Annotated in this window: 26 protein-coding genes; 10 read left to right on the top strand and 16 right to left on the bottom strand. The window is 51.5% G+C overall.

The window, feature by feature from the left end; all coding sequences use genetic code 11:
* From HPY52_15570 to HPY52_15555, 4 genes are all read right to left on the bottom strand, one after another.
* Positions 1-145 (bottom strand): hypothetical protein (locus tag HPY52_15570; protein NPV81656.1); only part of this gene is annotated, 145 nt, incomplete at its 3' end.
* Positions 146-542: 397 nt separating this feature from the next.
* On the bottom strand, positions 543-1328 hold the full coding sequence (locus HPY52_15565; GenBank protein ID NPV81655.1) for a M55 family metallopeptidase: 786 nt from the start codon (positions 1326-1328) through the stop codon (positions 543-545).
* A 63-nt stretch (positions 1329-1391) separates the two neighbouring features.
* On the bottom strand, positions 1392-3290 hold the full coding sequence (locus tag HPY52_15560) for an ABC transporter substrate-binding protein (GenBank protein NPV81654.1): 1899 nt from the start codon (positions 3288-3290) through the stop codon (positions 1392-1394).
* A 199-nt stretch (positions 3291-3489) separates the two neighbouring features.
* A complete protein-coding gene (locus HPY52_15555) occupies positions 3490-3678 on the bottom strand; it encodes a hypothetical protein (GenBank protein ID NPV81653.1) in 189 nt (62 codons plus the stop codon).
* 537 nt (positions 3679-4215) lie between these two features.
* Here HPY52_15555 and HPY52_15550 point away from each other — a divergent pair.
* The 3 genes from HPY52_15550 to HPY52_15540 all read left to right on the top strand — a co-directional run bounded on the left by HPY52_15550 (position 4216) and on the right by HPY52_15540 (position 6220).
* Positions 4216-5334 carry a hypothetical protein gene (locus HPY52_15550; GenBank protein NPV81652.1) on the top strand — a complete coding sequence of 373 codons (1119 nt, stop codon included), beginning with the start codon at positions 4216-4218 and terminating at the stop codon, positions 5332-5334.
* A 188-nt stretch (positions 5335-5522) separates the two neighbouring features.
* Positions 5523-5915: a HEPN domain-containing protein gene (locus HPY52_15545; GenBank protein ID NPV81651.1), complete on the top strand. Its 393-nt coding sequence runs from the start codon at positions 5523-5525 to the stop codon at positions 5913-5915.
* Positions 5882-6220 carry a nucleotidyltransferase domain-containing protein gene (locus HPY52_15540; GenBank protein NPV81650.1) on the top strand — a complete coding sequence of 113 codons (339 nt, stop codon included), beginning with the start codon at positions 5882-5884 and terminating at the stop codon, positions 6218-6220. The genes HPY52_15545 and HPY52_15540 overlap by 34 nt, the downstream gene beginning before the upstream one ends.
* Before the next feature lie 169 nt (positions 6221-6389).
* Here HPY52_15540 and HPY52_15535 read toward each other — a convergent pair whose 3' ends face one another.
* Entirely contained in the window at positions 6390-7172 is a 783-nt protein-coding gene (locus tag HPY52_15535; GenBank protein ID NPV81649.1) for a hypothetical protein, read from the bottom strand.
* A 497-nt stretch (positions 7173-7669) separates the two neighbouring features.
* Here HPY52_15535 and HPY52_15530 point away from each other — a divergent pair, with 497 nt between their 5' ends.
* From HPY52_15530 to HPY52_15510, 5 genes are all read left to right on the top strand, one after another.
* Positions 7670-7855: a hypothetical protein gene (locus HPY52_15530; GenBank protein ID NPV81648.1), complete on the top strand. Its 186-nt coding sequence runs from the start codon at positions 7670-7672 to the stop codon at positions 7853-7855.
* Positions 7852-8583 (top strand): ATP-binding cassette domain-containing protein, encoded by a 732-nt coding sequence (locus HPY52_15525; protein NPV81647.1) that lies wholly within the window; start codon positions 7852-7854, stop codon positions 8581-8583. The genes HPY52_15530 and HPY52_15525 overlap by 4 nt, the downstream gene beginning before the upstream one ends.
* A gap of 14 nt (positions 8584-8597) precedes the next feature.
* Entirely contained in the window at positions 8598-9941 is a 1344-nt protein-coding gene (locus HPY52_15520; protein NPV81646.1) for an ABC transporter permease, read from the top strand.
* 133 nt (positions 9942-10074) lie between these two features.
* Complete coding sequence (locus tag HPY52_15515) at positions 10075-10359, top strand: hypothetical protein (GenBank protein ID NPV81645.1); 285 nt, start codon at positions 10075-10077, stop codon at positions 10357-10359.
* Entirely contained in the window at positions 10325-10747 is a 423-nt protein-coding gene (locus HPY52_15510) for a PIN domain nuclease (protein ID NPV81644.1), read from the top strand. The genes HPY52_15515 and HPY52_15510 overlap by 35 nt, the downstream gene beginning before the upstream one ends.
* Before the next feature lie 34 nt (positions 10748-10781).
* Here the strand turns inward: HPY52_15510 and HPY52_15505 are convergent, their stop codons facing one another.
* The 5 genes from HPY52_15505 to HPY52_15485 all read right to left on the bottom strand — a co-directional run bounded on the left by HPY52_15505 (position 10782) and on the right by HPY52_15485 (position 16303).
* A complete protein-coding gene (locus HPY52_15505) occupies positions 10782-11543 on the bottom strand; it encodes a hypothetical protein (GenBank protein ID NPV81643.1) in 762 nt (253 codons plus the stop codon).
* Between the two features lie 237 nt (positions 11544-11780).
* On the bottom strand, positions 11781-13277 hold the full coding sequence (locus HPY52_15500; GenBank protein ID NPV81642.1) for a 4Fe-4S dicluster domain-containing protein: 1497 nt from the start codon (positions 13275-13277) through the stop codon (positions 11781-11783).
* Positions 13192-14409 (bottom strand): glutamine amidotransferase family protein, encoded by a 1218-nt coding sequence (locus HPY52_15495; protein ID NPV81641.1) that lies wholly within the window; start codon positions 14407-14409, stop codon positions 13192-13194. The genes HPY52_15500 and HPY52_15495 overlap by 86 nt, the downstream gene beginning before the upstream one ends.
* On the bottom strand, positions 14406-15785 hold the full coding sequence (locus tag HPY52_15490; GenBank protein ID NPV81640.1) for an NAD(P)/FAD-dependent oxidoreductase: 1380 nt from the start codon (positions 15783-15785) through the stop codon (positions 14406-14408). The genes HPY52_15495 and HPY52_15490 overlap by 4 nt, the downstream gene beginning before the upstream one ends.
* Positions 15782-16303, bottom strand: a complete 522-nt coding sequence (locus tag HPY52_15485) for a 4Fe-4S dicluster domain-containing protein (GenBank protein ID NPV81639.1) — start codon at positions 16301-16303, stop codon at positions 15782-15784. Before HPY52_15485 ends, HPY52_15490 begins: the two co-directional genes overlap by 4 nt.
* A 485-nt stretch (positions 16304-16788) precedes the next feature.
* Here HPY52_15485 and HPY52_15480 point away from each other — a divergent pair, with 485 nt between their 5' ends.
* Positions 16789-17040 carry an AbrB/MazE/SpoVT family DNA-binding domain-containing protein gene (locus HPY52_15480; GenBank protein ID NPV81638.1) on the top strand — a complete coding sequence of 84 codons (252 nt, stop codon included), beginning with the start codon at positions 16789-16791 and terminating at the stop codon, positions 17038-17040.
* Entirely contained in the window at positions 17018-17428 is a 411-nt protein-coding gene (locus HPY52_15475; protein ID NPV81637.1) for a PIN domain-containing protein, read from the top strand. The genes HPY52_15480 and HPY52_15475 overlap by 23 nt, the downstream gene beginning before the upstream one ends.
* Positions 17429-17894: 466 nt before the next feature.
* On the opposite strand, the gene HPY52_15470 is transcribed toward HPY52_15475, so the two are convergent.
* The 6 genes from HPY52_15470 to HPY52_15445 all read right to left on the bottom strand — a co-directional run bounded on the left by HPY52_15470 (position 17895) and on the right by HPY52_15445 (position 23661).
* Positions 17895-18335, bottom strand: coding sequence for a PIN domain-containing protein (locus HPY52_15470; protein ID NPV81636.1), 441 nt, complete (start codon positions 18333-18335; stop codon positions 17895-17897).
* Positions 18332-18586 carry an AbrB/MazE/SpoVT family DNA-binding domain-containing protein gene (locus tag HPY52_15465; GenBank protein NPV81635.1) on the bottom strand — a complete coding sequence of 85 codons (255 nt, stop codon included), beginning with the start codon at positions 18584-18586 and terminating at the stop codon, positions 18332-18334. Before HPY52_15465 ends, HPY52_15470 begins: the two co-directional genes overlap by 4 nt.
* 368 nt (positions 18587-18954) lie before the next feature.
* On the bottom strand, positions 18955-19497 hold the full coding sequence (locus HPY52_15460; protein NPV81634.1) for a hypothetical protein: 543 nt from the start codon (positions 19495-19497) through the stop codon (positions 18955-18957).
* Between the two features lie 186 nt (positions 19498-19683).
* Positions 19684-21501 (bottom strand): ABC transporter ATP-binding protein, encoded by a 1818-nt coding sequence (locus tag HPY52_15455; protein NPV81633.1) that lies wholly within the window; start codon positions 21499-21501, stop codon positions 19684-19686.
* An 11-nt stretch (positions 21502-21512) separates the two neighbouring features.
* Positions 21513-23228 (bottom strand): ABC transporter ATP-binding protein, encoded by a 1716-nt coding sequence (locus tag HPY52_15450; GenBank protein ID NPV81632.1) that lies wholly within the window; start codon positions 23226-23228, stop codon positions 21513-21515.
* Between the two features lie 163 nt (positions 23229-23391).
* The gene (locus HPY52_15445) at positions 23392-23661 is read right to left on the bottom strand and encodes an AbrB/MazE/SpoVT family DNA-binding domain-containing protein (GenBank protein ID NPV81631.1); all 270 of its coding nucleotides are present in this window, start codon (positions 23659-23661) and stop codon (positions 23392-23394) included.
* Positions 23662-24148: the final 487 nt, after the last annotated feature.

The following is a 24148-nucleotide window of genomic DNA, read 5'->3' as shown; positions in this document are numbered from 1 at the left end:
TACGTAGCCACCCTTCTGGATCTTCCAATACCCTCTCTTTGACCCGGGCTACTACCTTGGCGTCAGTCCTGATCTTCCACGTGATTCTCTTTGACGCATACTCATGGAGTTCTCCGTTGGCATCCAGGGTCCTCAGTCTCGCCATGGCATCCGCTCCCGCAATTGTCCACCTCCTGCCCCCTCTCAACTACCTGGCGAAATAGACTAGATTTTAGGCAAAAAATCCCCTAGATGCCCGTGGTTGCTGCATTTTTGCTCAAAGAGGAGGGGGAACGTCAGATAACAGTTAGGCCATTTCCGGCAGTTCTAGAGGAGAACAATGATAAGGCTCCGAAATGACCAGAGCCTCCTGTCTATGCCGCGACGCATTTTCAGGTATTACTATCCTGGAAAATACCGGGATGGCAGCCCAGGAATTTTCATCCATCTGATGGTGCCGCTGCAGCGGCATGGGGGTCTACTATCAACTTACACCCTCAGGCATAACCCAAATGCCATTTATGATTTCGCCTTTGTGCATCCTCATTCTCCGTTCCCAGCCATTAGATTAGGTCAAAAATGTCATCTGATGCTCTTACGATCGTACGCGCGTCTAATCGACGTGTCCTTGGCTTCCGGGCTTCCGCGTCAGCATAGGACTCGAGTTTATATTCTATCTTTAACTCAAATGGCGAATCCGGTCTGAAAGGAACGAAATCTCCAATACGGCAGATCGCCCTTTTGACCCCTTCTCTGATCCGATCCTGCGCATCCGCAGGATGCAGGGAAAGAGCACAGTTCCTGCCGAACCCCTCCTTGACAGCCACCGTCTCCACATCCCCGAGAACGCGTTTCGCTTCCTCAACTCCCTCCCGGCAACTCGAGACGAAAATCACAGGCACCCCCACGGCACCGGCCAGGGCGGCATCCAGGCCGATTTCTCCTATCTCCATATTGTTGAGCCACATCCTCTGGATGCCTATAGAGGAGTAACTATGCGACAAGACCCCATTCTCAACCCCAGCCATAGGGTGATAGCCAATTAGAATCATGCCGTCGAATGACGAATCCAGCGCCGGGAAACGCCTGGGCCGAGGATTTCCCAAAAAGATCTTTATCCCCCTGGGAAGTTCGTCGTATATTAGAATTTCAGTTCCCCCATTATGCTCGTCATCTACCACTATCTCATCCACACCGCATTCGCAGAGCCCCTCAATAGCACTGCTAACCTCTCTAGTGATCTCCTTCCTCGCAAACTCGTACTGCTTGCTCCCAGGGCCGAGGGGAACACCTGCCTCGCCAACTACTCCGCAGCTTCCCTCTAGATCTACTGAGATATATACTTTCATCCTCACTCACCCCAAATTAGAATTCTGCGATGGGGTCACACATGAAGTGTGACCCCGGCTTTTTTACTTGCCTTGGATGAAGAATTGCTCTGGGTTGAAATAGCCTGGGAAGCGCAGCGGCCATGAGTTGATGGCCATTTCAGGGAGATTCCTGAAATTGTTCTTAGCCACCGCAAGGTTTGGGATAAGGCCAACTGTAGGGATGGCTATGACCTTTTCCGCATAATGCTTGAATAAGGCTTCTTCCAAGGCGGCCCTTTCCTTCATATCAAATGTATTACACAGCTTCTCATAAAGATCGATGAGCTTGGCTACGTCCTCTGGCGGCTTAAGTCCGCTCTTACCTTCAGATAGATACCAAAGGGCATATTGATGTCCCCAGTAGACCCCCCATGAGGTAACAGGGACATAATCGCGCGGATCGGAAATCCATCCGGTATAGGTAAGCAGGTAACCAGCTACCTCTACCTTATTTGCATAGCTTCTCGTCTGGAACAGGGTCGAATCCTCAGATTTGACGGAAGTCCTTATCCCTAATTTTTCCCAATCTGCCCTCACCATTTCAGCCGCATCGACGAGCTCAGGCCACTCCATGGGTACCTCTATAGTAAGCGATAACTCCTTTCCATCGGGACGGAGCCTATAGCCCGCCTTACTTCGATTACGAAGCCCAAGCTGGTCTAATAATGCGTTTGCCTTCCGAGGGTTATAAGAATAAAGAGCATCCACGATTTCGTGAGCTTCCTTAGAATCCCACATAGAGGGGGCAAAAAGCACAGTATCTACGGGATCGGCCAAGCCCAAGTAGACAATCTCCTGTATCTCACTCCGGTTTATAGCAAGCGAGAGAGCGGTACGGAACTTCTCATTACGTAAGAGACTTGCTAGAATCTGATCACCTTCCAGGGTTTGATTGGGGAAGAGTGTAAAGCCCGACTCACCCCTTTTCCATCTAAATACCCTGTAATCGCCAGCCTTCCTGCCCTCCATAAAAAGGGTATAATTGGCAGGTGCAAGGAATTCGAGTTGCGCGTCGAATTCACCAGCCAGTGTCCGCATATTCACAACATTGGGCTCCCTGACGAGATCAAGTATTCTACGGTCGATGTATGGTAGTTGATTTCCCTTAGGATCTACCTTCCAATAGTAGGGGTTACGCTCAAGGACTATCTGGGTCTGACCAGTTGAAACAAGTTTCCAAGGCTTCACAACAGGCATATCTGAATTCTGGGCCACATCGTTTTTCTGGAGAAAAAGCTGATACCAATGTTCAAATCCTGCCTTCTTGGCCATGGCCTCAAGCCTTTCCTCGGGTATATACCTTGGATGAAACTGTTTCAGATAGTGTTTAGGCGGAATGAGCGAATCGAATTGAGCCAGTTGTTCAAGGAGTATGCCATAGGGTTTGACGAATCTGAAGCGCACTGTGTAATCATCAATCTTTTCTATCTTCACGGGGACGCCACCCACCGTAAGCCATGCCGGAAAAGTAGGTGTGAGCTCCTTGTTAAGTAGGATATCTTCATACAAGAACATTATGTCGTCCGCAGTAAAAGGTACCCCATCAGACCACTTCATGCCTTTCCTCAAGTAGAATACATAAGTCTTTCCACCGTCAAGTATCTTCCATTCCTTCGCTATATTTGGCGCAATACTCTTCCCATCACGGGCATACCTCACCAAAGGTTCATAACCCGTCCTGGCGTTTACCCAGCTGCTTGTAGGACTCTGAGTTGCATGCCGCCAGGTGCCCCCATACTGCCCAACCTGCTCGATAGGTTCCACAATCAGGGGCTCCTCAGGCAATCTCTTCTCGACCGGCGGAAGCCTTCCCTGCTTCACGAGGTTAGCCAGCATCGGCGCTTCATGATACTCCTTGGCTGCGGCAAGGGATAAAGCAGTACTAGTGATTATCATTGCTAAAACAGCTATATAGACTATCGACACTTTCCTGTAATACATATGTTTTACACCCCCAAGTTGGAAAGGCTATGAAAATTAGTATTAATTTGGCAGAAAAGTCTACCTCCAATGCCCCTGCCAATTCTGATATAAGGTTCCCGCTACATAAATGCTCTACCGACAGATGGTGCTCCAGTCGGATTCTCACCACGGTTAGATTCCCACTAACCGGAGGTTCCGTTCTTTGCCAGCCCCTTTTCTAGAAAGCTATAAATGCTCCATACACTCTGACCCTGTCACCTCTTCTTTCCGCTTTACTCCCATCAACTCGGTGAAAGGTCCTTTCTAGATCCCGATCTTTCGCGACAACGCATCTCCATTCAATCTCACATACAATCACCTTATCCCCGATATTTATCCCCAAATCACCGTCGTATTCATTGGTCAAACAAACGGGAAATTATCCGAATTTGCTGTGCTATTGAAAAAATGGATGCCCCGCTTTTGTGCCTAAAAATAGATACCTCACAAAACTATATTCTCCTGCTCTCCTCCGTAAGGTCTTGAGAATTTTTTAACTCAGGCTATCCTCACTCAAATTACACACCAGCGCGGCTGCGGGCGGGATAACTGGGCCACTAGGTTGGCTGGTTTATGCCGAAACGGCCTCGGCCAGGTAGGCGTGGAAAAGGGTCGGGTCTAGGTCGATAGGCATCTTGGTATTTGCCGGTTCAGGACAAGTACGCATCTCCCTTCAAGACCATAGACTAGCACTTCAGGACAAGCACATATCTCCATTCAAAGCCATAGATTAGCACTGCGTTTGACTTTTCGGCAGCCCTCCGAGCCAAGGCAATGACGTCAGCCAGCGCACAACAATATGGCGTGGATTCCTGGGTGGCGTGGATTTCTTGCCCTATCTAGTGGGGCGCTCGCCTGGCAAGGGGGCGACAACCAGCTGGTGGTTAAAGGAGGATCGCTTATCATGGCAAAGATGGGTTACGTCAAGCGAGTTTTCCCCGGCAACAACACTCCGCAGGGATTCTACTCATTCTACGACCAGATCGTCCCGTCAGATGCTCGACGCATAATGATCATCAAAGGAGGACCAGGGGTAGGGAAATCGACCTTCATGTCTCGCATTGGGCAGGAGATGGTGGAAAGGGGGTTTGATGTAGAGTTTCACCATTGTTCTTCTGACAACAATTCGCTTGATGGTGTCGTAATCCCGGCAATAGGGGTCGCATTGATAGATGGCACGGCTCCTCATAATATGGATCCCAAGAATCCTGGAGCCGTTGACGAGATCATTCACCTTGGCGATTACTGGGACGAAGCGAAATTGCGTGCTTATAAAGAAAAGATCATGGAAGCTAATGCCAAAATAGCCTCTCTATTCTCCCGGGCTTACAGGTTCCTGCGAGCGGCGAAATCAATATACGATGACTGGGAGGCCGCAAATCTTGAGGGGATGGACTTTGGCCTCGCAAATCAAAAGACCGACGTCATAATCAGAGAGATATTCCATAATACGCCTCTGTCTTCACGTGTAGGACGAGAAAGACATCTTTTCGCCAGCGCCATTACACCTGATGGCATGATGAATTACCTGAACACAATCGTTGAGCCATGCAAGAAAAAGTATGTAATTGAAGGCGACCCCGGCACCGGGAAATCAACCCTTCTCCAGAAGGTTGCTCGTGCTGCGATTGAGCGAGGATTTGATGTGGAGGTGTACCACTGCCCCCTCAATCCAGAAAAGATTGAGCATGTGGTCATTCCGGAACGCAGCGTCGCGCTCACAAAATCCATCGAACCTCATACATATAGTCCAGGACCACAAGATACTATAGTGGATCTAAACAGATGCCTATCCCCGGAAATAATAGCACGTAATGCTGAGATCGTTTCGGAAGACAAGCGAATCTTTGATCTCCTCTTTGAGAAGGCGATCCATTTCATTGGATTAGCGAAATCGGTCCATGACAGGATGGAATCCTATTACACCCCATGCATGGATTTTGAAGGTATAACCGCTCTCAGGGAGCGCACGCTGGCACGTATCCTCGCATATGCAGACGAGGCGGGAGCAAAGATAGCATAACCGACATCCCCCCATTGCCAAAGCCGGGGCCTTCCCGTGCGGGTTTTGTAATTTAGCCATCCCGCACCCGGTCCGGATGAAATAGGAAGCAGGCCAGAGCGAGGTGGGGCGGGTAAAGGATCTCACGCTGGCCTGCCCCCATTGGTTTAACCCACTCAATATGGTAAAATTTTATTGAGGTGTAATGAATGATAGCAGAAGCCAGGGAGTGGCTTGAGCAGGCGGAGTATGATTTCCCCACCGCGAAGGCCATGTTTAACGCTAGGAAATATACCTATACGATCTACATGTGCCAATTAACTCTGGAAAAAGCCCTCAAGGCCATTGTAACCCAGAGGACAGGGGAAGCGCCACCCAGAACCCATAAACTGTTATCTCTGGCAGAAATTGCACGGATTAAGCCGACAAAGGATCATCTCGAATTCCTTGGAATCATGGATGCGATAGGGACGGGAGCGCGGTATCCAAAAGACCTAGCCGCCACCCGCAAGGCCTATTCCAGGGAATTTACTAAGGGTTATCTAGCCGGTACAGGGGAGTTGCTCGAATGGCTAAAAAGAAAACTGACATCGGAACTATAATCAAGAGATTTTCTAAGGCCCTCAGAAAGCAGGGTCTTGAGGTAGATAGGATAATTCTATTCGGCTCTCAGGCGAGAGGCGATGCCAGGGAGGACAGCGATATAGATTTATTAGTGGTGTCTCCTGATTTCGCCAATATGCCTTTACATCGCCGCTATGAAATCCTAGGCAAAGCCATGGCTGCAGTGAGACAACCCATCGAACCACTAGCCTGTACCCCGGCAGAGGTACAGATAGAAAACCTGAGCAAGGCAAGTTTCCTATTCGATGTCTTGGCACGGCAAAAGACATTAGAATATCGGTGACTCCAATATAATAAACCATCGGCCGGCCAGCGGCGCCAATGGCTATAAAAAGTCATCAGGCCTATTATTGGGGCGAACGCACCCAGTCCGGATGAAATAGGAAGCAGGCCAGAGCGAGGTGGGGCGGGTAAAGGATCTCACGCTGGCCTGCCCCTAAGAATGAAAGAATTCATCCTCGGAATCTTTTCTTTGGGGGCACAGGCTTTGAAAGATCGTGTTTAGATATCCGATATCGGTTGGCAATTGTCTCCCAGCTTGCCCCCGCCCTTCTCTGCTTGATTATGGTGCTTGGGCTCACTCTCGCCCTTGCCGCAAGGTTGAGACAGAATGTAAGCTCCGGTGCTGGAATGCCGGAAGAGAGCCATATCGTCACCTGCTTCTCAGGAACGCCATAATAGGATGAAACAAAAGACACATAAGTCGTCCTTTCGAAATCAGCATCATTTGGCGGAATATAGAGTCCTTTGGCTTTTCCCTTGCCATTGACCTTGATTCCCTTGGAATGAGCTATTGCTCCCCAACCATGCCCTTTCCTGCGCATTACGATGACTGACGATGGTTGCATGTCATAATAGTTCGATACGTAAACGACAGATAACAGGCTAACGGGTGACATAACAACCACATCTTGAGAAGGCCGGACGATTATACCGGATGGCCCCGGATAGTAATATTGAGCCAGGATATGCACGTCCATTCCAAAATATGCGGCCATTGCACTCAAGAATAAAGCATCCTCAAGGCTGTATCCTTTGAGTGGCGCTGTAATTGATATCTGAAGAGAAATATTGGAACTTGCCTCAGCCGTCTCGACCCAAGCCGAAGCCCTGCTCAATCCGATGCCCCCGATATGATCCTGATGTGACACCTGGGGCAAAAGCCTCCCTGCCCCAAGCATGGAAATCGAAATTACGATCACCATGAGACCGATTAATAAAGGTTTCCGCAACATTGCCCTTCCCCCAGTCAGCGCGCTATAATCTATTTCCCTGCATAGAGCCTTATCGGCTCATTTGAGATCTAGCGCACGGGCGTCTGCGTGCCCAGCATGGGCCTTTCTACAAATAATCTTATTCGCATCGACCGCTTCTGTTGTGTCTGATCAAAATTAAAAACGAAAGATTTATTGAAAGCGGGAATTCACGCCGTGATTGGGTTCAAGATTTCCCTGGAGAAGCCGTCATGATTTCCCCGGGGAAATGGTTACGGGGAACGCGTGATGTGTATCGCGTGGCGGCTTCGCTTGATCTTGATGATGCTGGGGATCAGGTAAAGACGAGCGCGTGACGTCCATTAAGGAACAACCCTATGTGCCACAATTGCCACATACACCTGCCATGATCTCTGATATTGACTTTTTGCAGAACTCCCTTTATAGTATTAACCATAGCATCAAAAAAATTAATATGGCTTGTAAAGATTTATGCCTCACGAAAGGAGAGAGCCTCTATGGTATTCAGCGTCGGCTCCTTTAAAGTAGAAATAACAAGGATGGATCCGAGGCAGGGGATAGCTCCGGATAATTCCCGCGCCGAAAGAGCTCATGCCATTTCCCTCCAGGATAAGTACGTTGACGAGGTGAAAAACAAAGCGGTACAATTGATGGCGAGAAATGGAGTGATATTCCCCAGATGATCAGGGCGATAGGCCTTACCAAGAAGTTCGGAACTATTCTCGCTTGCGATGGCGTAAGCTTTGAATGCAACCCAGGTGAGATCCTCGGCCTTTTGGGGCCAAACGGAGCCGGCAAGACAACTACGTTGAGAATGCTGTCCACTGCGCTCCGCCCGAGCGGCGGGACAGCCATCGTAGCGGGGTATGACCTTGTGGCCAACCCGGAGATGGTCCGGAGGCACATAGGAATTCTTCCCACCGAGCCAGGATTGTATGGTAGGCTTACCGCCGCCGAAAACCTTCGCTATTTCGGCCGCCTCTATGACATGCCTGAGGAGCTCATAAGCCGCCGAATCGATGAAACTCTGGAGATGCTGGGGCTGCTGAAAGAGCGGGACCGCCGGACGGAACAATTCTCCAAAGGCATGAAACAGAAGGTCGCCATAGCAAGGGCCATTCTTCACGACCCTCCCGCGATACTATTCGATGAGCCGACCGCGGGTCTGGATGTCATGGCGGCAAGAGCAGTCCATGATTTCATATTCCGATATAAGAAGATGGGGAAGGCACTCATTCTATCCACCCATTCTATGGATGAGGCAGAAAGACTATGCGATAGGATCGCCATCATCGCGCAAGGCAGGATTCGGGCCATAGGCACTACACATGAACTTAAATCAATGGTTCTTAGTTCGGATCTTGAAGACGCGTTCATGAAACTGGCGGAAGGAACCGGTGGGATCTCATGAAAATCCGGCACATAATGACCATATGGCAAAAGGAAATGCTGGACACCATCCGCGACCGGCGAACTCTATTTGCCATGATAATCATTCCTCTAATATTGACTCCTATTTTGACAGTAGGGCTCCCTGCATTGATGACCAGGCAGCAAAGGGCAGTTAGGGAATCCATCTCCCATATCGGCGTGGTTGAGGCGCCGGATGAGAAGTCGACGGAACTGCCCGATGATGAAACCCAGGATGCCGCCCATACATCGAATGATGCCGCCGTTGCCCCTGTGGTCGATAAAGCCCAGCGCACTGAGCCCAATAGCCAGCATCATAACATCACACAAGGGACACAAGGGCCCGGGGCTATACCTACTTTGATCGAGAGTCTGAGAGATTCTGCAGGAATTAAGGTGAGCAAGCCCAGCAGTCGGGATGCTGCCTTCAGGGCGCTCAGACGGGGCGATCTCAACCTGATCGTAGAACTGCCGCAGGGTTTTGAGCAGAGGCTCTCCAAGGGTGAGAAACCCGCCGTCAGATTATATTATGATAGCACAAAGAGTGGATCTGAAGTCGCCCATTCGCGATTCATGGCGATTTTCAATTCATTTATACAAAAGATGGCAGCCATCAAGCTCGCGGAAAGAGGCGTGGATCCTTCCATCCTGATGCCGCCTCAGGTGACATCCGAAAATACGGCGCCAAAGGAAAAAAGAGGAGGATTAATCCTTGCGATGATTCTGCCGACGATCATCACCATTTGGGCTTCCATCGGCGGAATGTATACTGCGATAGATGTCGCGGCCGGGGAAAAAGAACGCGGAACATTGGAACCTTTGATTGTCACGCCTCCATCTAGAGATTCACTTGTCATTGGAAAGTTTCTGGCAGTCCTCACTGTGTCTGCGATAACAGTGCTACTTGTTGTAGGTGGTATCCTGGTCGCCCTTAGGTTCGGCGACCTCGCTGGCGCCATGGGTGATGACAAAGCAGAGTTTGTCCTGCCCGTAGCAAGAGCCATCGGCATATTCCTCATCGGCTTTCTGCTAGCCAGCCTCACCAGCGCCATCGAGATCACCCTTAGCATCTTCGCCAGGAGCTTCAAGGAGGCCCAAAATTACATCACGCCCCTGTATATCGCGGTAATGGTTCCCGGTGTGCTGAGCCAGATTTCGTCTGCCGGGGGAACCAGCCCGGCTCCCTGGTATTTCCTCATCCCAGTCGCGAACGCGGTAGAGATCTTCAAGGAATTACTCTTAGGTACCATAAATTGGAACCACATAGGCATTACAGCAGGCTCTTCCCTCATCTACGCCATCCTCGCTTTAATGGCGGCAATTCGCATCTTCTCGCGAGAGGACGTTTTATTTAGATAATGGCTCGGAACCACACAATTTCCTGATCTGCCCCTTAAGCCGAAAAACAGACGGATATCTAGATATCTACAGTTCCGAAAATAACCCAATATTATTCAACAAGATTGCTCCGGATCCAACCCAGTGTTATAATGTGGTCACGGGGGTGACTACGATGGAATTTATATCAGTGCGAGACTTTAAGGCACAGGTGACTCGATTGATTCGAGAGAAGCGCAATGTTTTGGTGCTAAAAAACGGCAGACCGGCTGGCTATTTCCTCCCATGGGATGAAACCATGAATGATAACCATTTTCGCAAAGCCGCGCTTGAAACGCTAATGAGAGCCATGCAAGAGGAGAGGACCAGAAAGGGCATAACTGAAGAGGAGGTGCTGGTCGATTTTGAGGCATTCCGAAAGAATCGCAGTAGACGCTAATATTATTATTTCAGCTATAATTGGAGGAAAATCAGGGAGAATCTTCCTCAATGAGACCCAATTGAAATTCGTTACCACCCCTTCCGTATTGTCAGAGGTCCGGGAATACCTTCCCGTACTCGCCAAGAAAAAGGGGCTTCCTTGCGAAGTCATGCGTTCTATTTTGGATCTCTTGCCAATTCTCATAGTGCGGGAAGAGGAATATCTCAATCACCTTGATGCAGCAGAGGCTGCCATTGGTAACCGAGACCCTGATGACATCCCCTTGCTTGCTCTTGCCATGGCATTTAATTGCCCCATTTGGACCAATGATAACGATTTTTCCGGTATTTCAGGTGTGAGAGTATATACTACAGCTATGCTAGCTTCGTTTCTTGAGAATAGCTGAGACAACAATCCAATATGCTCTCGCCAACTCCTGGTCAATTCCGCCCAGCGTACAAAACCCCATATGGCCTTGAAGAAACGGGGCAGAGTTTTATGAAAGGCGCATCCATGATGGTATCAGGATCCATGTCAAAGTACGACGCGAACTCCATAACCCGGGACTTAACCGTCTCCCAGTCGCGGTCATCAAGCCTGCGAACGGCCACCCCTTTGCCGAGCCTTGCTTGATCTACAGAGCCTCTTACATATATGTGGCCGCCGTGCATCCCAGTCCCCATAAAGGAACATGAATGAGGGACTCCAGCTTTAAGGGTAAGCCCAAGGAGTATTACCTCCCCTCCAGCCATATACTCGCCGAAGAAGTCATGGGCCGTCCCGCCAATCACTACTACAGGACGCATATCCTGGTATTCCTTCATATGAATGGCTGAACGGCATCCCACATCGCCCTTAACAAAGATCTTGCCGCCCCGCATTGACATACCGAGAAGATCGCCAGCGCTACCATGTACGATTATCTTCCCAGAATTCATGGTATTGCCCAGCCCATCCTGGGCATTTCCATAGACCTCGATTAAGGGGCCATTCATAAAGGCGCCAAGATCATTCCCTGGGGTGCCAAATATCTTTATGCTTATATCACTTGAAAGACCCGTGCCGATATAGCGCTGGCCGGTCACTCCCCGGAGCACAAACCCTCGGGCTCCCTTTGCCACGCCCTCCCTTATCAGCATATTAAGGGCTCTATAATGAATTGCCGTCGCATCAATAGAGAGCGATCCATCATCTTTTCTCATAGACTAACCCTCCAAATGAATCATAAGGCTCCATCCATAAAGAATGAAGACCGGCAGGTAGTCGCCATCTCCCCACCTACCCACAAGGGGGTCATGCGCGATTCGCCATGGGAGGATCATGCGCGACCCACCATAAGAGGATCATGCGCGGCCCACCATAAGAGGATCATGCGCGGCCCACCATAAGAGGATCATGCGCGGCCCGCTTGGCAATTACAGAATGGCACCCTGATTGGTTCATCCCGCCCCTTTGACACCCAGAGTATCGAGTTCCCATTCTTCGAGCCCGATTCCTCTGAGATGCAGGCGGTTCCCGCGGATGCTCTCAATAGCGTTTATCCCCATTCCACCAAGCATCTCCTTGATCTCAAGGCTCCAGGCTTTCACCAGGTTGACTAGCCTCCTGGTGGCTATATCAGGATTGAGCCTCTTTGCCAGCACCGGATCAGCTGAAGTAATTCCCCATGCGCACTTCCCGGTATAGCATTGCTGGCACAGCGTGCAGCCCATGGCCACAAGAGCGGCGGTCCCTATGTAGACCGCATCAGCCCCCAGAGCAATCGCCTTCAATATATCTGCGCTAGATCGGAACCCGCCAGCCGCGATCAGGGATACCCGATTTCTGATGCCCTCTCGCCTCAAGCGCGTATCAACCGCGGCAAGCGCCAGTTCAATGGGTATTCCGACATTGTCGCGAATGACCTTGGGGGCCGCCCCTGTCCCGCCCCTGATGCCATCGATGGCCACGATGTCGGCGCCAGCCCTCACTATGCCTGATGCAATAGCAGGAGCGTTATGCACCGCTGCGATCTTGACTGACACTGGTTTTTCGTAATTGGTGGCCTCTTTTAAGGCATAGATTAGAGTCGAGAGGTCTTCGATCGAGTATATATCATGCTGCGGAGCCGGCGATAGGGCGTCAGTGCCTGCCGGAATCATTCTGGTCTCCGCCACGAGTGGGGTAACTTTCTCCCCCGGGAGGTGCCCGCCAATGCCAGGTTTTGCGCCCTGGCCTATCTTTATCTCAACTACTGCAGCCTGATTGAGGTATTCAAAATCTACCCCAAATCGTCCAGAGGCGCACTGGACTATGACGTTCTTGCCAAACTTCCGAAAATCCCTGGGCCATCCGCCCTCTCCGGTATTGCAAAGGGTCCCGCATTCCTTTGCCGCTTGCATGAGGGCAAGCTGAGCATTGTAAGTTATGGCCCCATAGGACATGGCGCTAAAGATGATTGGGGTTTCGAGCTTTATCTGAGGCGCAAGCTCAGTGATCAACCTATCCCCGTCGAAGCGAAGCCGGTCAGGCTTCGACCCGAGGAATGTCCGGAGCTCCATGGGCTCGCGGAGGGGGTCGATTGAAGGATTGGTCACCTGGCTCGCGTTCAGCAATAGATGATCCCAATAGACCCTGTGCGGCTTGTCATTCCCCATGCCGGTCAGGATCACACCGCCCGTCTCTGCCTGTCTCTTGACGTCCATGAGTTGCTCAGGGCGCCAGTTGGCATTGGGGCGAAAGTCCCGTTCGCTCAAACGGATGGTAATAGCACCTGTAGGGCAGTATGTAGCGCATCGCTGGCAGCCTACGCATTTTTCGTCTGCCGAAACGATGATATCATCTTCCTCATCATAAGAATGCACATCGAAGCTACATTGCCGCACGCATACCTGGCAGCGAATGCACTTCTGATCGTTCCTCATGACCGTAAACTCGTTCAATAAGTGACTCCTCATAGACGGCACTCCTATCTGTTCCGTGCTCGATGATTCCCTCAGAGAGCCGGCCTATAACCGGCTTTCCCCCCTGCACCGCCCAGGTCTTTTCCACATCGGGGCAAACGAGCCTGATGGGCGCCTCTTCCGAAGACAAGAAGAGCAGGTCGCCCTTCGACCCGGCTACCAGCGGCCTCAAATTTATCCTGTCGCGAAGCCCTATCATTTCCCCCTGATGAGCGATTATTATGGCAAAGGGGCCGTTCATGAGAAGGGCTCCATACACCTGGCGCAGGGCCGTGTATATCTTCCTTTCCTCCTCAGTCATGCGATCAATTTCCTGCCATAGAGGAGCGGCAAATACTTTCGCCATCAAAAGAATAGGAAGTCCATGCTTTCTTACAAGAAGATCAACAGCATAGGCGATGACTTCGGTGTCTGTGTGCATGGAACAGTAATACCCGTACATTTCTAGAAAGGCCCTGTTCGTTCCATATGAAGAAATCTCACCATTATGGACGACCGTCCAATCTAGAATTGAAAAAGGATGAGCTCCTCCCCACCAAGCCTGGGTATTTGTAGGAAAACGTGAATGCCCGGTCCAGAGGTATGCCTGATATTCATCGAGGCAGAAGAAAGTCCCGATATCCTCTGCATGGCCGACTCCCTTGAATACACCCATATTCCTGCCGCTGGAGAATACAAAAGCTCCATCGATGGAAGTATTTATGAACATAGCCTTGTCGGCCACATAGTCATCTGATGAGCAGGCAATCGCGCCATCCTGGGCAGGTTCCACGAAATATCGCCATAGAAGCGGCGCACTTGCGATACCGCGCGTGCTCCTAGTGGGAATAGGCTCACCGGCCTTGACATCAAACCATTCGCGCAGCATATGCTCTGTTTCCTCCCGCGCCCGCTGGGTCTCGAACATTATGTGCAGAGCATAATCGTCAGGATGATCAGGGTATATCCCATAGGCCGCGAATCCTCCACCAAGTCCATTGCCTCGGTCGTGCATGTTGGCCATGGCAGCGATTATATCACGGCCTGACATCTTCTCCCCTGCCGTATTCATAACCCCAAAGATCCCACAATTCGCGATAACCTTATCGTCATTGAATGGATTAGCCATCCTCTCGAGGTTCTTCATACTACTCCAGCCTCCTCTCTCGAGCGCCACCATTCGTTCCCGATTCTGCCAAACGTCATCCCCTGCCTGATGGAGCCGGGGAAAAGGCTAATGCCAGGATTCCTCAGTAGATCAATCTTAAAAGACTTGCAATCTATTTGGTTTGCGATGCATCCGACTATCACTCCCGCGCGCTCGACTCCATCGCCGATGCCGATCATTCCTACGGCCTTGTTGCCCCGGAGAACGATCTTACGGTAGAAACCCTTCTCACGCTTCAATTCAGAAACCATTTCCCATTCAGCGCCTGATTCATCCTTTTCTGGCGCATCGAAAATCCCAGCCGACACCACAGGCAGGCCGAAGAAATGAATCGCGTTCATGGCGAGGCCACCGCGGAAGGAAGAATGGCGTCCCGCCATGTTCAATCCGGCCACCCTCCCCTGCAAGTAGGCATTCGGCCATATAGGAAGAGGCCTGGCTGCCCCGCTCAAGAGATCCTTTCCAAGGGCAGCATCTCCGGCTGCGTATACCCCGGGTACCGTAGTCTCCATCGCGTCATTTACGAGGATCCCCCGGCCAGTTTCCGGGCAGCCATGGGAGTTGCCAGCCTCTGATCTAGCCAATTCAAGACGGGGCACAACTCCTGTCGCGATGATCACCATGTCGCAGGGCAAAGAAGTTCCATCTTTAAGAACTACCGCGCCTGCCGAGCCATCCGTTGAGCCGTCCGCCGAGCCGTCCGTGTCGGGAATGATCTCGGAGGCAGCCTTGCCCGTTAATATTTCGACCCCGTTTCTTGCAAAGAGATTCATGACCATGTCTGCGCCAGTCTGGTCTAGAACAGGGGAAAGGATACGGGGCATGAACTCCACTACGGTGACCTTACGGTTGAGTCTTGCAAGGGCTTCTGCCGCTTGGAGGCCTATAAGGCCGCCACCGATGATGACAATCTCTTTGACCTTCGGGAGATAATCTCTTATCTTCATTGCATCAAGGAGTGTCGTGAATGTAAACACGCCTGGAAGGCCTAACCCTTTGATAGGAGGCACGCCTGGCCGCGCCCCGGTGGCCAGGAGGAGTTTCCCGTAGCTGATTTCCTCGCCGGTGGAAGTTGAGACGATCTTGTTTGAATAATCTATGCCAGTTGCCCTGACACCCAGTAGAGTTTCTACTTTCATTCGTTGGTAAAAATCACGGGGCCGGTAGAGAAGCCCGTCCAGGTCCTTCTCCCCTGTGACATATTGAGATATCAATGGCCTTGAATATGCCGGAAAGCTTTCATCGGATATGATCATGATGGAGCCATTTAGATCAATCTGGCGAATCGCTTCGACTGCTCCTATTGCCGCGACAGAATTGCCGATGATCATGTATTTTGAATGGGCCCTTGTCATGAGGATTCACCTCCGGCTATTTCAGCGCCAGTCTCGGCCCTGGCTATTTCGGCACTAGATTCAGAGATCCCCGCGCCAGATTCGGAAATCTCCGCGAATATAAGCGCCTCATTTGGACAGTTTCTCACGCATACGGGGATATCCGCACCACCGCAAAGATCACACCGGGCGACAAGGCCCCTCCCTTCATCGCGAGCGATGGCGCCATAGGGACAGGCAAGCACACAGGTCAAACAGCCGATGCATTTCTCCTCATCAAAGGCCACCTGGCCATCCTCATCTATGTAAGTAGCTCCTGTTATGCAAGAATAAGCGCATAGCGGTTCTTCACAGCGACGGCATTGAAACCCAAATGAAAGTGTCCCATGTCGTTCTACGCGAATCCTGGCCACAGGTTTGGGCTTCTCACGCCTGAAGGCCTTTATAATATCCTTGGTCCTGGAATGCTGCACGAGACAATAGACTTCACAGAGTCCGCATCCCATGCAAACGTCAGGATTGACATAGACCTTTTTCACGTAATCCTCACGCCTTTCAGAAAACAAAATCCTTCCTGACGCCTTTTGGAAAATAGAATCCTATCTATCTCGAAAATAGCGGCACCCACTTCGGCGGATTCTTACCCCCTGATGGTGCTGCCCTGGCAGTAGGGGGCTCCGTTTCGGAAAACAAAATCCCACCTGCGAGACGCGCTCCAAAATGTCGTCATCGACAGGTGGGACAACATTGCCCCTTAATGTGTCTGCCACCCCATTGTGGCTTTTGGTTATTTGAAATTATATGCTCTCAGGAGATTCATGTCAAGAGTCTTTAACACCCAGGCCGATCGGGCGCATAAAACTAAAGTGAAGAAGGGCAAGGCGCGGGAGGTACGATCTTCCTTTTTTGAGTCACAAAGAAGCTATGCGCCCAAGCCGAACTGAGGCGTTTACATCTCCGCAATGATGCCATATAATATAGTGTAGGTAAAGCGGAAGCATGGTTAGTAAAGGAGGTGTGACTAGTGTCGGAAATCGCCAAAGTCTCGAGCAAGGGGCAGATCACCCTTCCGGCAAGGTTGCGGAAACGGTTCGACATCAGACCCGGGACCTATCTCCGCTTCATTGAGGAGGAGCACGATTTCCGGGTGACTCTAGCGCCTCAGGGGATCGGCAGCCTGCGTGGGCAGGTTACCGTCAGTGGCCCCCAGGACTTCAAGAAGGCCCGCCACGCCGCCATGGAGGAGCGCATCAATGCGAAGAACCCCTGCGATTGACGCGAATATCATCCTGCGCTTTCTAACTAACGATGATCCGCAGAAAGCGGAAGCGTGCGCTGTTCTACTCGAGAAAGTGGAGCGCAACGAGCACCAGGTCTGGCTCCCCGACCTGGTGTTGGCAGACGTGATCTGGACGCTGGAGAGATTCTACCGGCAGAGCAAGGAGAAGATCGCCGATCTGCTTACGCCCATTGTGAGCCTGCGTGGTCTGCATTGCTCGTCGAAGGAGGCTATTTTCCTGGCTTTGCGGCTTTATGTACGTCACAACATCGATTGGACTGACGCTTTCGTGGCTGCACAGGTTATCCTCCAGAAAGTGGGCACAATCTATTCCTATGATCGGGACTTCGACAGAATCCCCGAACTCGAGCGGTTGGAACCGTGACACTACGCAGGCTAGTCAGAGCCTTACGCCGCCCGCCCCATATACCATCCGCAAGAGTGTCCGGCCTTTCCCTGGAAGAGAACCGAGTTCGCTCAGCCTACACCTCGCTCTACCGCTCTAATCCAACTTCCGCACTCCAAGTTCTGCCGAAGCCTCTACCCCGGCCGTCCTGAGTTTGAACTCCAGGGTGCGGGCAAACGGAAAATAGGTAGGTCAAGCAGAGTTGGGCGGGGCTAGTCGACGGCAAAGCTCTTCGAATGCCTCGCACTTACCACCGCAACGCGGCGTGATCTGCTGGAAGTCAGACAAGACCCCGATTTTCTGCCCCACTAGACTTTACGCGAACCGAGCACTCAAGATCCTTGCCAGTAACCGCGTTGTTCGGATGTCCAGGCCACACACTGCACCTATACTCACTTGCAATTCGGGATTATGCCGGCCGAACCGCGAACAGGAGCCTGAGCATTCATAGCTGAAGCTGGCCCCGATACCACTCTATGAAGTCCCCTGCGGTCCCCAGGCGAAACGGAAGTTGCCCGGTCCTGGGATTTCCAATAAGGTGCTTTCGGTCAAAAGAAACGAAATAATCCGCGCCAGCTGTCAAGGCTTCTGCTAGAACCCGGGCGTCAGGCGCATAATCAACCACCGACTCGGCCTTTTCCATATCACCTCTACTGGCCTCCGGGCCTACCTGAATACGAGCTCGATCCAGCAACAGAGCGAAATATGATTTGCTCTTTGGTGATTTGCGGTCAAGCACCGCGTCGGTTTCCCGGAGTGTCCATGGGCCGGTCCAAAGCTCTATCGCGCCGGCCTCTCCGAGTTTCAGAATCAAACGCGCACCTCCGGTTTCAGACCAAACCGCAGCAAAAAGTATGCTGGCATCTAGAAAGACTCTGATCTTCATTGTTTCTGCTGGTCCCGTTCTTCTTTAAGCGCTTTGAGCATTGTCTCAAGCGTCTGTCCGTCTTCTGCCCACTGAGACGCAATCTTGCGGGCGATGGCATCGATCTCTGACTGTCTTGGACTCAGGACGAAAACACCTCCGAGATCTAGAAGCGTGAGCGTATCACCAGGTTGCAGGCCATAGGTCTCTCGCAAATCCTTGGGCAGCGTAATCACGCCCCGCTGCGCCATTTGCAGGATGATGCTCTCCATCGGAAATCCCTCCACTGTGCTGTTCATCTGATTATCAGTATATCAGGAAAGCTGAGGCCGGTCAAGAAGAACTGCAGGTATCGAGGTTGGTCGCTGGGTCGATCAAGCATAGTCCGGCGGGGCGAGTCGACAGCAAAGCTCCTCCGCATGCCTCGCGCTTACCACAGCAATGTGCGCAATCTGCTGGAAGTCAAAATCGTTTATCGCTATCATCTATTACCCAACCAACTTCAGCACTTTGCTAAATAAGACCTCAACCCGGCCTTACATAGTAACCCATGATTAGGTATCTTCAGCGGGCGATTTGAGGAATATAAAACCTGACCAACTGGTGATCTTCATCCACCTGTTCCAGCGATTCCTCTCTCCTACTCCGCGAAGCCATTTTTCATCATCGCTTCAACCTCCGCGATGTCTTCAGGTTTGGGCTTGCCCTCCTTCCATTCGGAGAAAGTGTGCTCAATATATGACTGCGGGGCGTCCGCCGCCCAATTCTTGAATTCATTTTCCCCGTCCCGCTCAAAACGATGCAGTCCAATCATTATGCCGAGGCAACACTTCTTCGCTTCTGCCTGCAGACCCAGCTTCTGATATCTGTGCATTTCTTCCCAGAAAGGATCGAGTCTCTCTTCAATCATCTCCCATGAATATTCATAGGGATCTACATATCCATAGCGCGTGCTCCCGGATTCTTCCCACAACTCTTCCACTTCCAGACTCTCAAGCTCGTCAAAAACGTCCGCGGCGATATCTTCTATTTCTACCCCTTCTTCACCGTGCAGTTCCTCATAAAAGATCTCGACAATCCTCTCTGCGATCGTTGGATCTTCATCTGCCAGGATCTCTAAGATCTCCAGGGCCTCGCCCCCCGTCATTTCTGCCAAGACCTTGTTTATCCTGTCATTGTCCAATGTGGCCATCTCCTTCCATATTTCGTATAATGTAGACTAACATCATATCTTAGCATAATATAGATATACAAGCTCGATCTTAGAAGTTGGGTCCCACATGGAGGGTATGCACAAAGAGCGCGACCGCAGTATGACCGGGCATCGCTATAACTTCGGAGTTGGATATCTATAGGAAGCTCCATTATCTCAACTGACTCCCTCCGCCGCAGTGAACTGCTTTTCGTAAAGTGAGGCATAACGCCCTCCCCGGGCTAAAAGCTCCTCGTGCGTTCCCTCTTCCACCACCCTACCGTCGTCGATGACATAGATCCTATCAGCATTTCGTATGGTGGAGAGCCTGTGCGCGATTACGAAAGCTGTCCTGCCTTCAAGCAGTCTCTCTAGCGCCTGCTGGATCATGTATTCAGTGTAAGCGTCTACGCTTGAGGTAGCCTCATCAAGAATGAGGATGCGTGGGTCCGCAAGGAGCGCCCTGGCAAAGGCCAGAAGCTGCCGCTGGCCAACCGAGAGCCGCGCCCCGCGCTCATGCACTTCCGTGTCGTACCCCTCAGGAAACCTCTCGATGAAACGGTCGGCTCCCACGATCCGAGCCGCCTCCTCCACTTCTTCATCCGTAGCATCGAGGCGTCCGTAGCGGATATTCTCCCTGATGGTCCCGGAGAAGATGAAAGTGTCCTGCAGAACTACGCCCATTCGCGAGCGCAGGGATTCGATTGTCAGATCCCTGATGTCATGGCCATCTACAGTGATCCTACCTTCGTCTACGTCATAGAGCCGCAAAAGCAGGTTTATTATAGAGCTTTTTCCAGCCCCCGTGGGCCCGACGAGCGCTATGGTTTCCCCCGGCCGGGCCTCAAGGTTGATGTCATGAAGCACCGGCAGTGCCGGATCGTATCCAAAGGTAACATGCTCGAATCTGACTTCGCCTCTGACATCCGGGATTTCTATAGCGCCGGGCCTATCCTCCACATTCGGCTTCGTATCCAGGATCTCGAACACCCGCACGGAGGAGACACCGGCAGCAAGAACCAGATTATAGAGATCGCTCATATCACGTATCGGCCAGAAGAACCTCGTCACGTAGTTGATGAAGGCCACGAGCGTCCCAATAGTCACTGTCGGATCCCCCCATGATATCCGGAGGCCTCCATAGTAAAGCACTGCAGCTGTCCCCATGGAGCCAATCAGCTCGACTAGCGGGAAGAATAGCGAATGCAGGACCGCAGCTTCCATATTTGCTTGCATGTTGCGGGAGTTGGTCTCATCAAATCGCTGGGCATTCACCTCTTCCCTCGAAAATGCCTGAACGATCTTCATACCTGATATGGATTCCTGGAGATTCGCATTCACGTCCGCGAGGCGGCGCCTAACCCTGTGATAGGCCCTGGTCATCCTCTTCTGCATGAAAAGCACCAACACCACAAGGAGTGGGATAGTGACGCAGCTGATGAGCGCAAGCCTGGGACTCATGCTGAACATCACATAGAGTATTCCCAGAATTGTGACAAGGTCGCTCAAGAGATTTAATATCCCCGAGGATATCAATTGATTCAAGGCATCTACGTCATTCGTGACCCGCGACATAATCCTTCCGGCCTCAAACCTATCATAAAAATCAAGGCCAAGATCCTGTAGATGCACGAAAAGCTTACGCCGGATGGAATAGAGCATCCTCTGGCCAGCTGCCGACATGATGTAAGTCTGCAGGTAGCGCATAACAGCGATCCCCGAATAGGCCGCTACATACAACATCACCGTGGTGACAAGTCCTTGGTAATTCCTAGAGGGAATATATATGTCGATCGCCCGCCGGACGAGGATAGGCCCCACGAGACCTGTCGCCGAAATGCCAGCAACGAGCACCATGGCGAAGGTCATCGTCCAGATGTGTGGACGCACGAATTCCCAAAGTCGCGGAATATGCCTGAGATCTATATTGGCACGACTGATATCGGATGAGTCAAGCCCGCCGTATCTACTATGCCAACCTCCTCCACCATGCATAGACATAGCCATCACCTTCTCCCTGCGGTAAGCTGCCGCTCACTTTCTCGCGCGACGAGCTCTTTTTCCTGCCGCCTGAATTGCATATCATAAATGGCCCGATAGATCTCGCTTCTCTCAAGGAGTTCCTCATGGGTCCCGCGGTCCGCGATCTTTCCATCCTGGAGGATGATTATGATGTCGGCATTTCTTATGGTTGAAAGCCGCTGGGCTATGATGAATGCCGTGCGATCACGCAGCAGCCTGTTAAATTCCTGCTGGATCTGGAATTCTGTTTCCACATCCACACTCGATGTAGATTCATCTAAAATGAGGATCTTAGCATCCATCAGAAGCGCTCTGGCTATAGCGACTCTCTGCTTTTGGCCGCCGGAGAGCCCTACCCCGCGTTCCCCGATAGGCGTTTCATATCCATCGGGCAGGCTGATGATGAAATCGTGAATGTGAGCTGCCTTAGCGGCCGCAATGATCTCTTCCATTGTAGCCTCGGGTTTGCCATATGCTATGTTCTCGCGAAGCGATGCCGAAAAGAGGAAGGTCTCCTGTGTTACGATTCCTATCTGACGTCGTAGACTCTCCAGGGTGACATCCCTTATGTCAATCCCGTCTATCAAGATCCTCCCCGATGTCGGGTCGTAGAACCTCGGGATTAGATTGATCAAGGTGGACTTGCCGGAGCCGGTCCCGCCTAGCACCGCAACGGTTTCCCCTGGCCTTACCTCGAGGCTGATGTCGCTCAAAACCTGCCTTGATCCCTCATAAGCGAAGCTGACATTATCGAAGACGATATGCCCCTTTATTGGGGGCATCGGACGCGCCCCGGGCCGATCTGTTACATCCGCCCTGGTATCGAGGATCTCGAAGATCCGCTGGCCGGACGCCGTGGCGCGCTGGACCAGTGAAACGAGGTTTCCCAGCATCCTCACCGGGCCGATCACCTGCATCACCAGAGCATTGAAGGCAACAAGAGATCCCAACGAAACCCGTCCGGCGATCACCTCACGCCCGCCAAACCAGATTATCAACGCCAGCGAAAGCTCCGAAAGAAGCTGCATCCCAGATTCATAGGATGCTGAAAGCCTGATGGTATTCACATTCTGCCTGAGAAGCTCCTCATTGTCCCGCTCAAACTTCGATATTTCATAGGCCTTGCGACCAAATGCCTTAACCACCCTCTGTCCAGTGATATTCTCTTGGAGCGTCGCCGTCAGCACAGCAAGCTTCTGCTGGATCTGCCAAAACATCGGCCTGACACGTCCTCCATAAATGCAGACAAGGTATGTAAGGGGTATCACTGGGATGAGAGAGACGAAGGTAAGTCGGTAATCCATCGACAGCATCAGAACCAGCGTGGCGAGAAAGGAGAATAGTGCCGATGACATGCGGACAAGGCCATTAGAGAGGAACTGACGGAGCGTCTCCACATCCGCCGTCACCCTAGACATTAGCTGACCGGTTTGGGCAATATCATAGAAGCTGAAGGAGAGTTGCTGAAGATGGCGGTAAAGTATATTGCGGATGTCATAGACGATCTTCTGGCCGGAATAGGCCATCATATAGCGCTGAAGGAATACGAGGATGCCGCGGATAGCCGCTGCCCCCAGGATCGCAAGCGCGCCATATGCAAGAAGGCCAAAGCGCCTCGTTGTCAGGATGCCATCGATGATCCACTTCATGATCATCGGCTGGAAAAGCCCGACCCCCGAAATCGCGAGTCCGAGAATCATCGCGCCAAGGACCAAATGCCAGTAGGGGCGGACGAATCTCAAGAGACGTCTGATCGTTTCCAAGGAACCATTCCCCCAGTTATAGGGTATTATGAGGCTGGCCCGGACAAAGCCCGTTTGGATGGGTGGATGCGGTTGATGATCAGCAGCCGCCTTGCATTGATTAGCGGCCGCTATCCCGCCTTACACCGCCCCTGGGCTCATCGTCACCGTCGGATTCCTGGATGATTTTCCCTAACCGCGTCATTGCGTCGGTCACAAGCTTCGTCACGGTTTCAGCCTTCACCAAGAACAGTCCATCATGGTGCGGATGCATAAAAACCATCAATTTGTCGCCGACTTCAACCCCATATTCCTTGCGGGCCTCCGCTGGGATGACAATCTGGCCCCGTTCGCCGACCGTCGTGCTCCCACAGAATTTCCCGCGAAGAATATGGCCAACCTCGCGGCCGCTGTCCTTTGGGACAGAGGCGGCACGATCGGCATGGTCAGGAGAGTCCGGATGACCCGGGCGATCCGGCTGATTTGTATGATCTATCTGATTCATCGGATCCACCTCCACGTATCTATAATATCAGATATGATAGTAAACTCAAGACTTACATTTCGCACCCTTTCGGAGTATGAAGGAGCATTTTCTGAGGTCATAGATAAGGGAGAGATATTTTAGCGATAATGTTACATTTATAGGATTATAAGGTAAATAGTTACTTGTACTTTCCCCTGCTTCCGTGTATACTGGGGGCAGGGGTGTTTCCAATGGTTTCATCCTTAAAGATATTCCATGCAGGACCTGCTCCTCTTATCTCAGCATTATTCGACACCCTTGGGATCGGTAAGATCCTTGATTCTGTCCTCCCCTGGGACGAGACCCAATGCAAGTTGCCCCCTTCTATACGAATCAAGGCTCTTGTGATAAA

The sequence above is a fragment of the Bacillota bacterium genome (assembly GCA_013178415.1).
Classification (GTDB): Bacteria; Bacillota; SHA-98; order Ch115; family Ch115; genus Ch115.
This window is presented reverse-complemented; position numbering and strand designations above follow the sequence as displayed.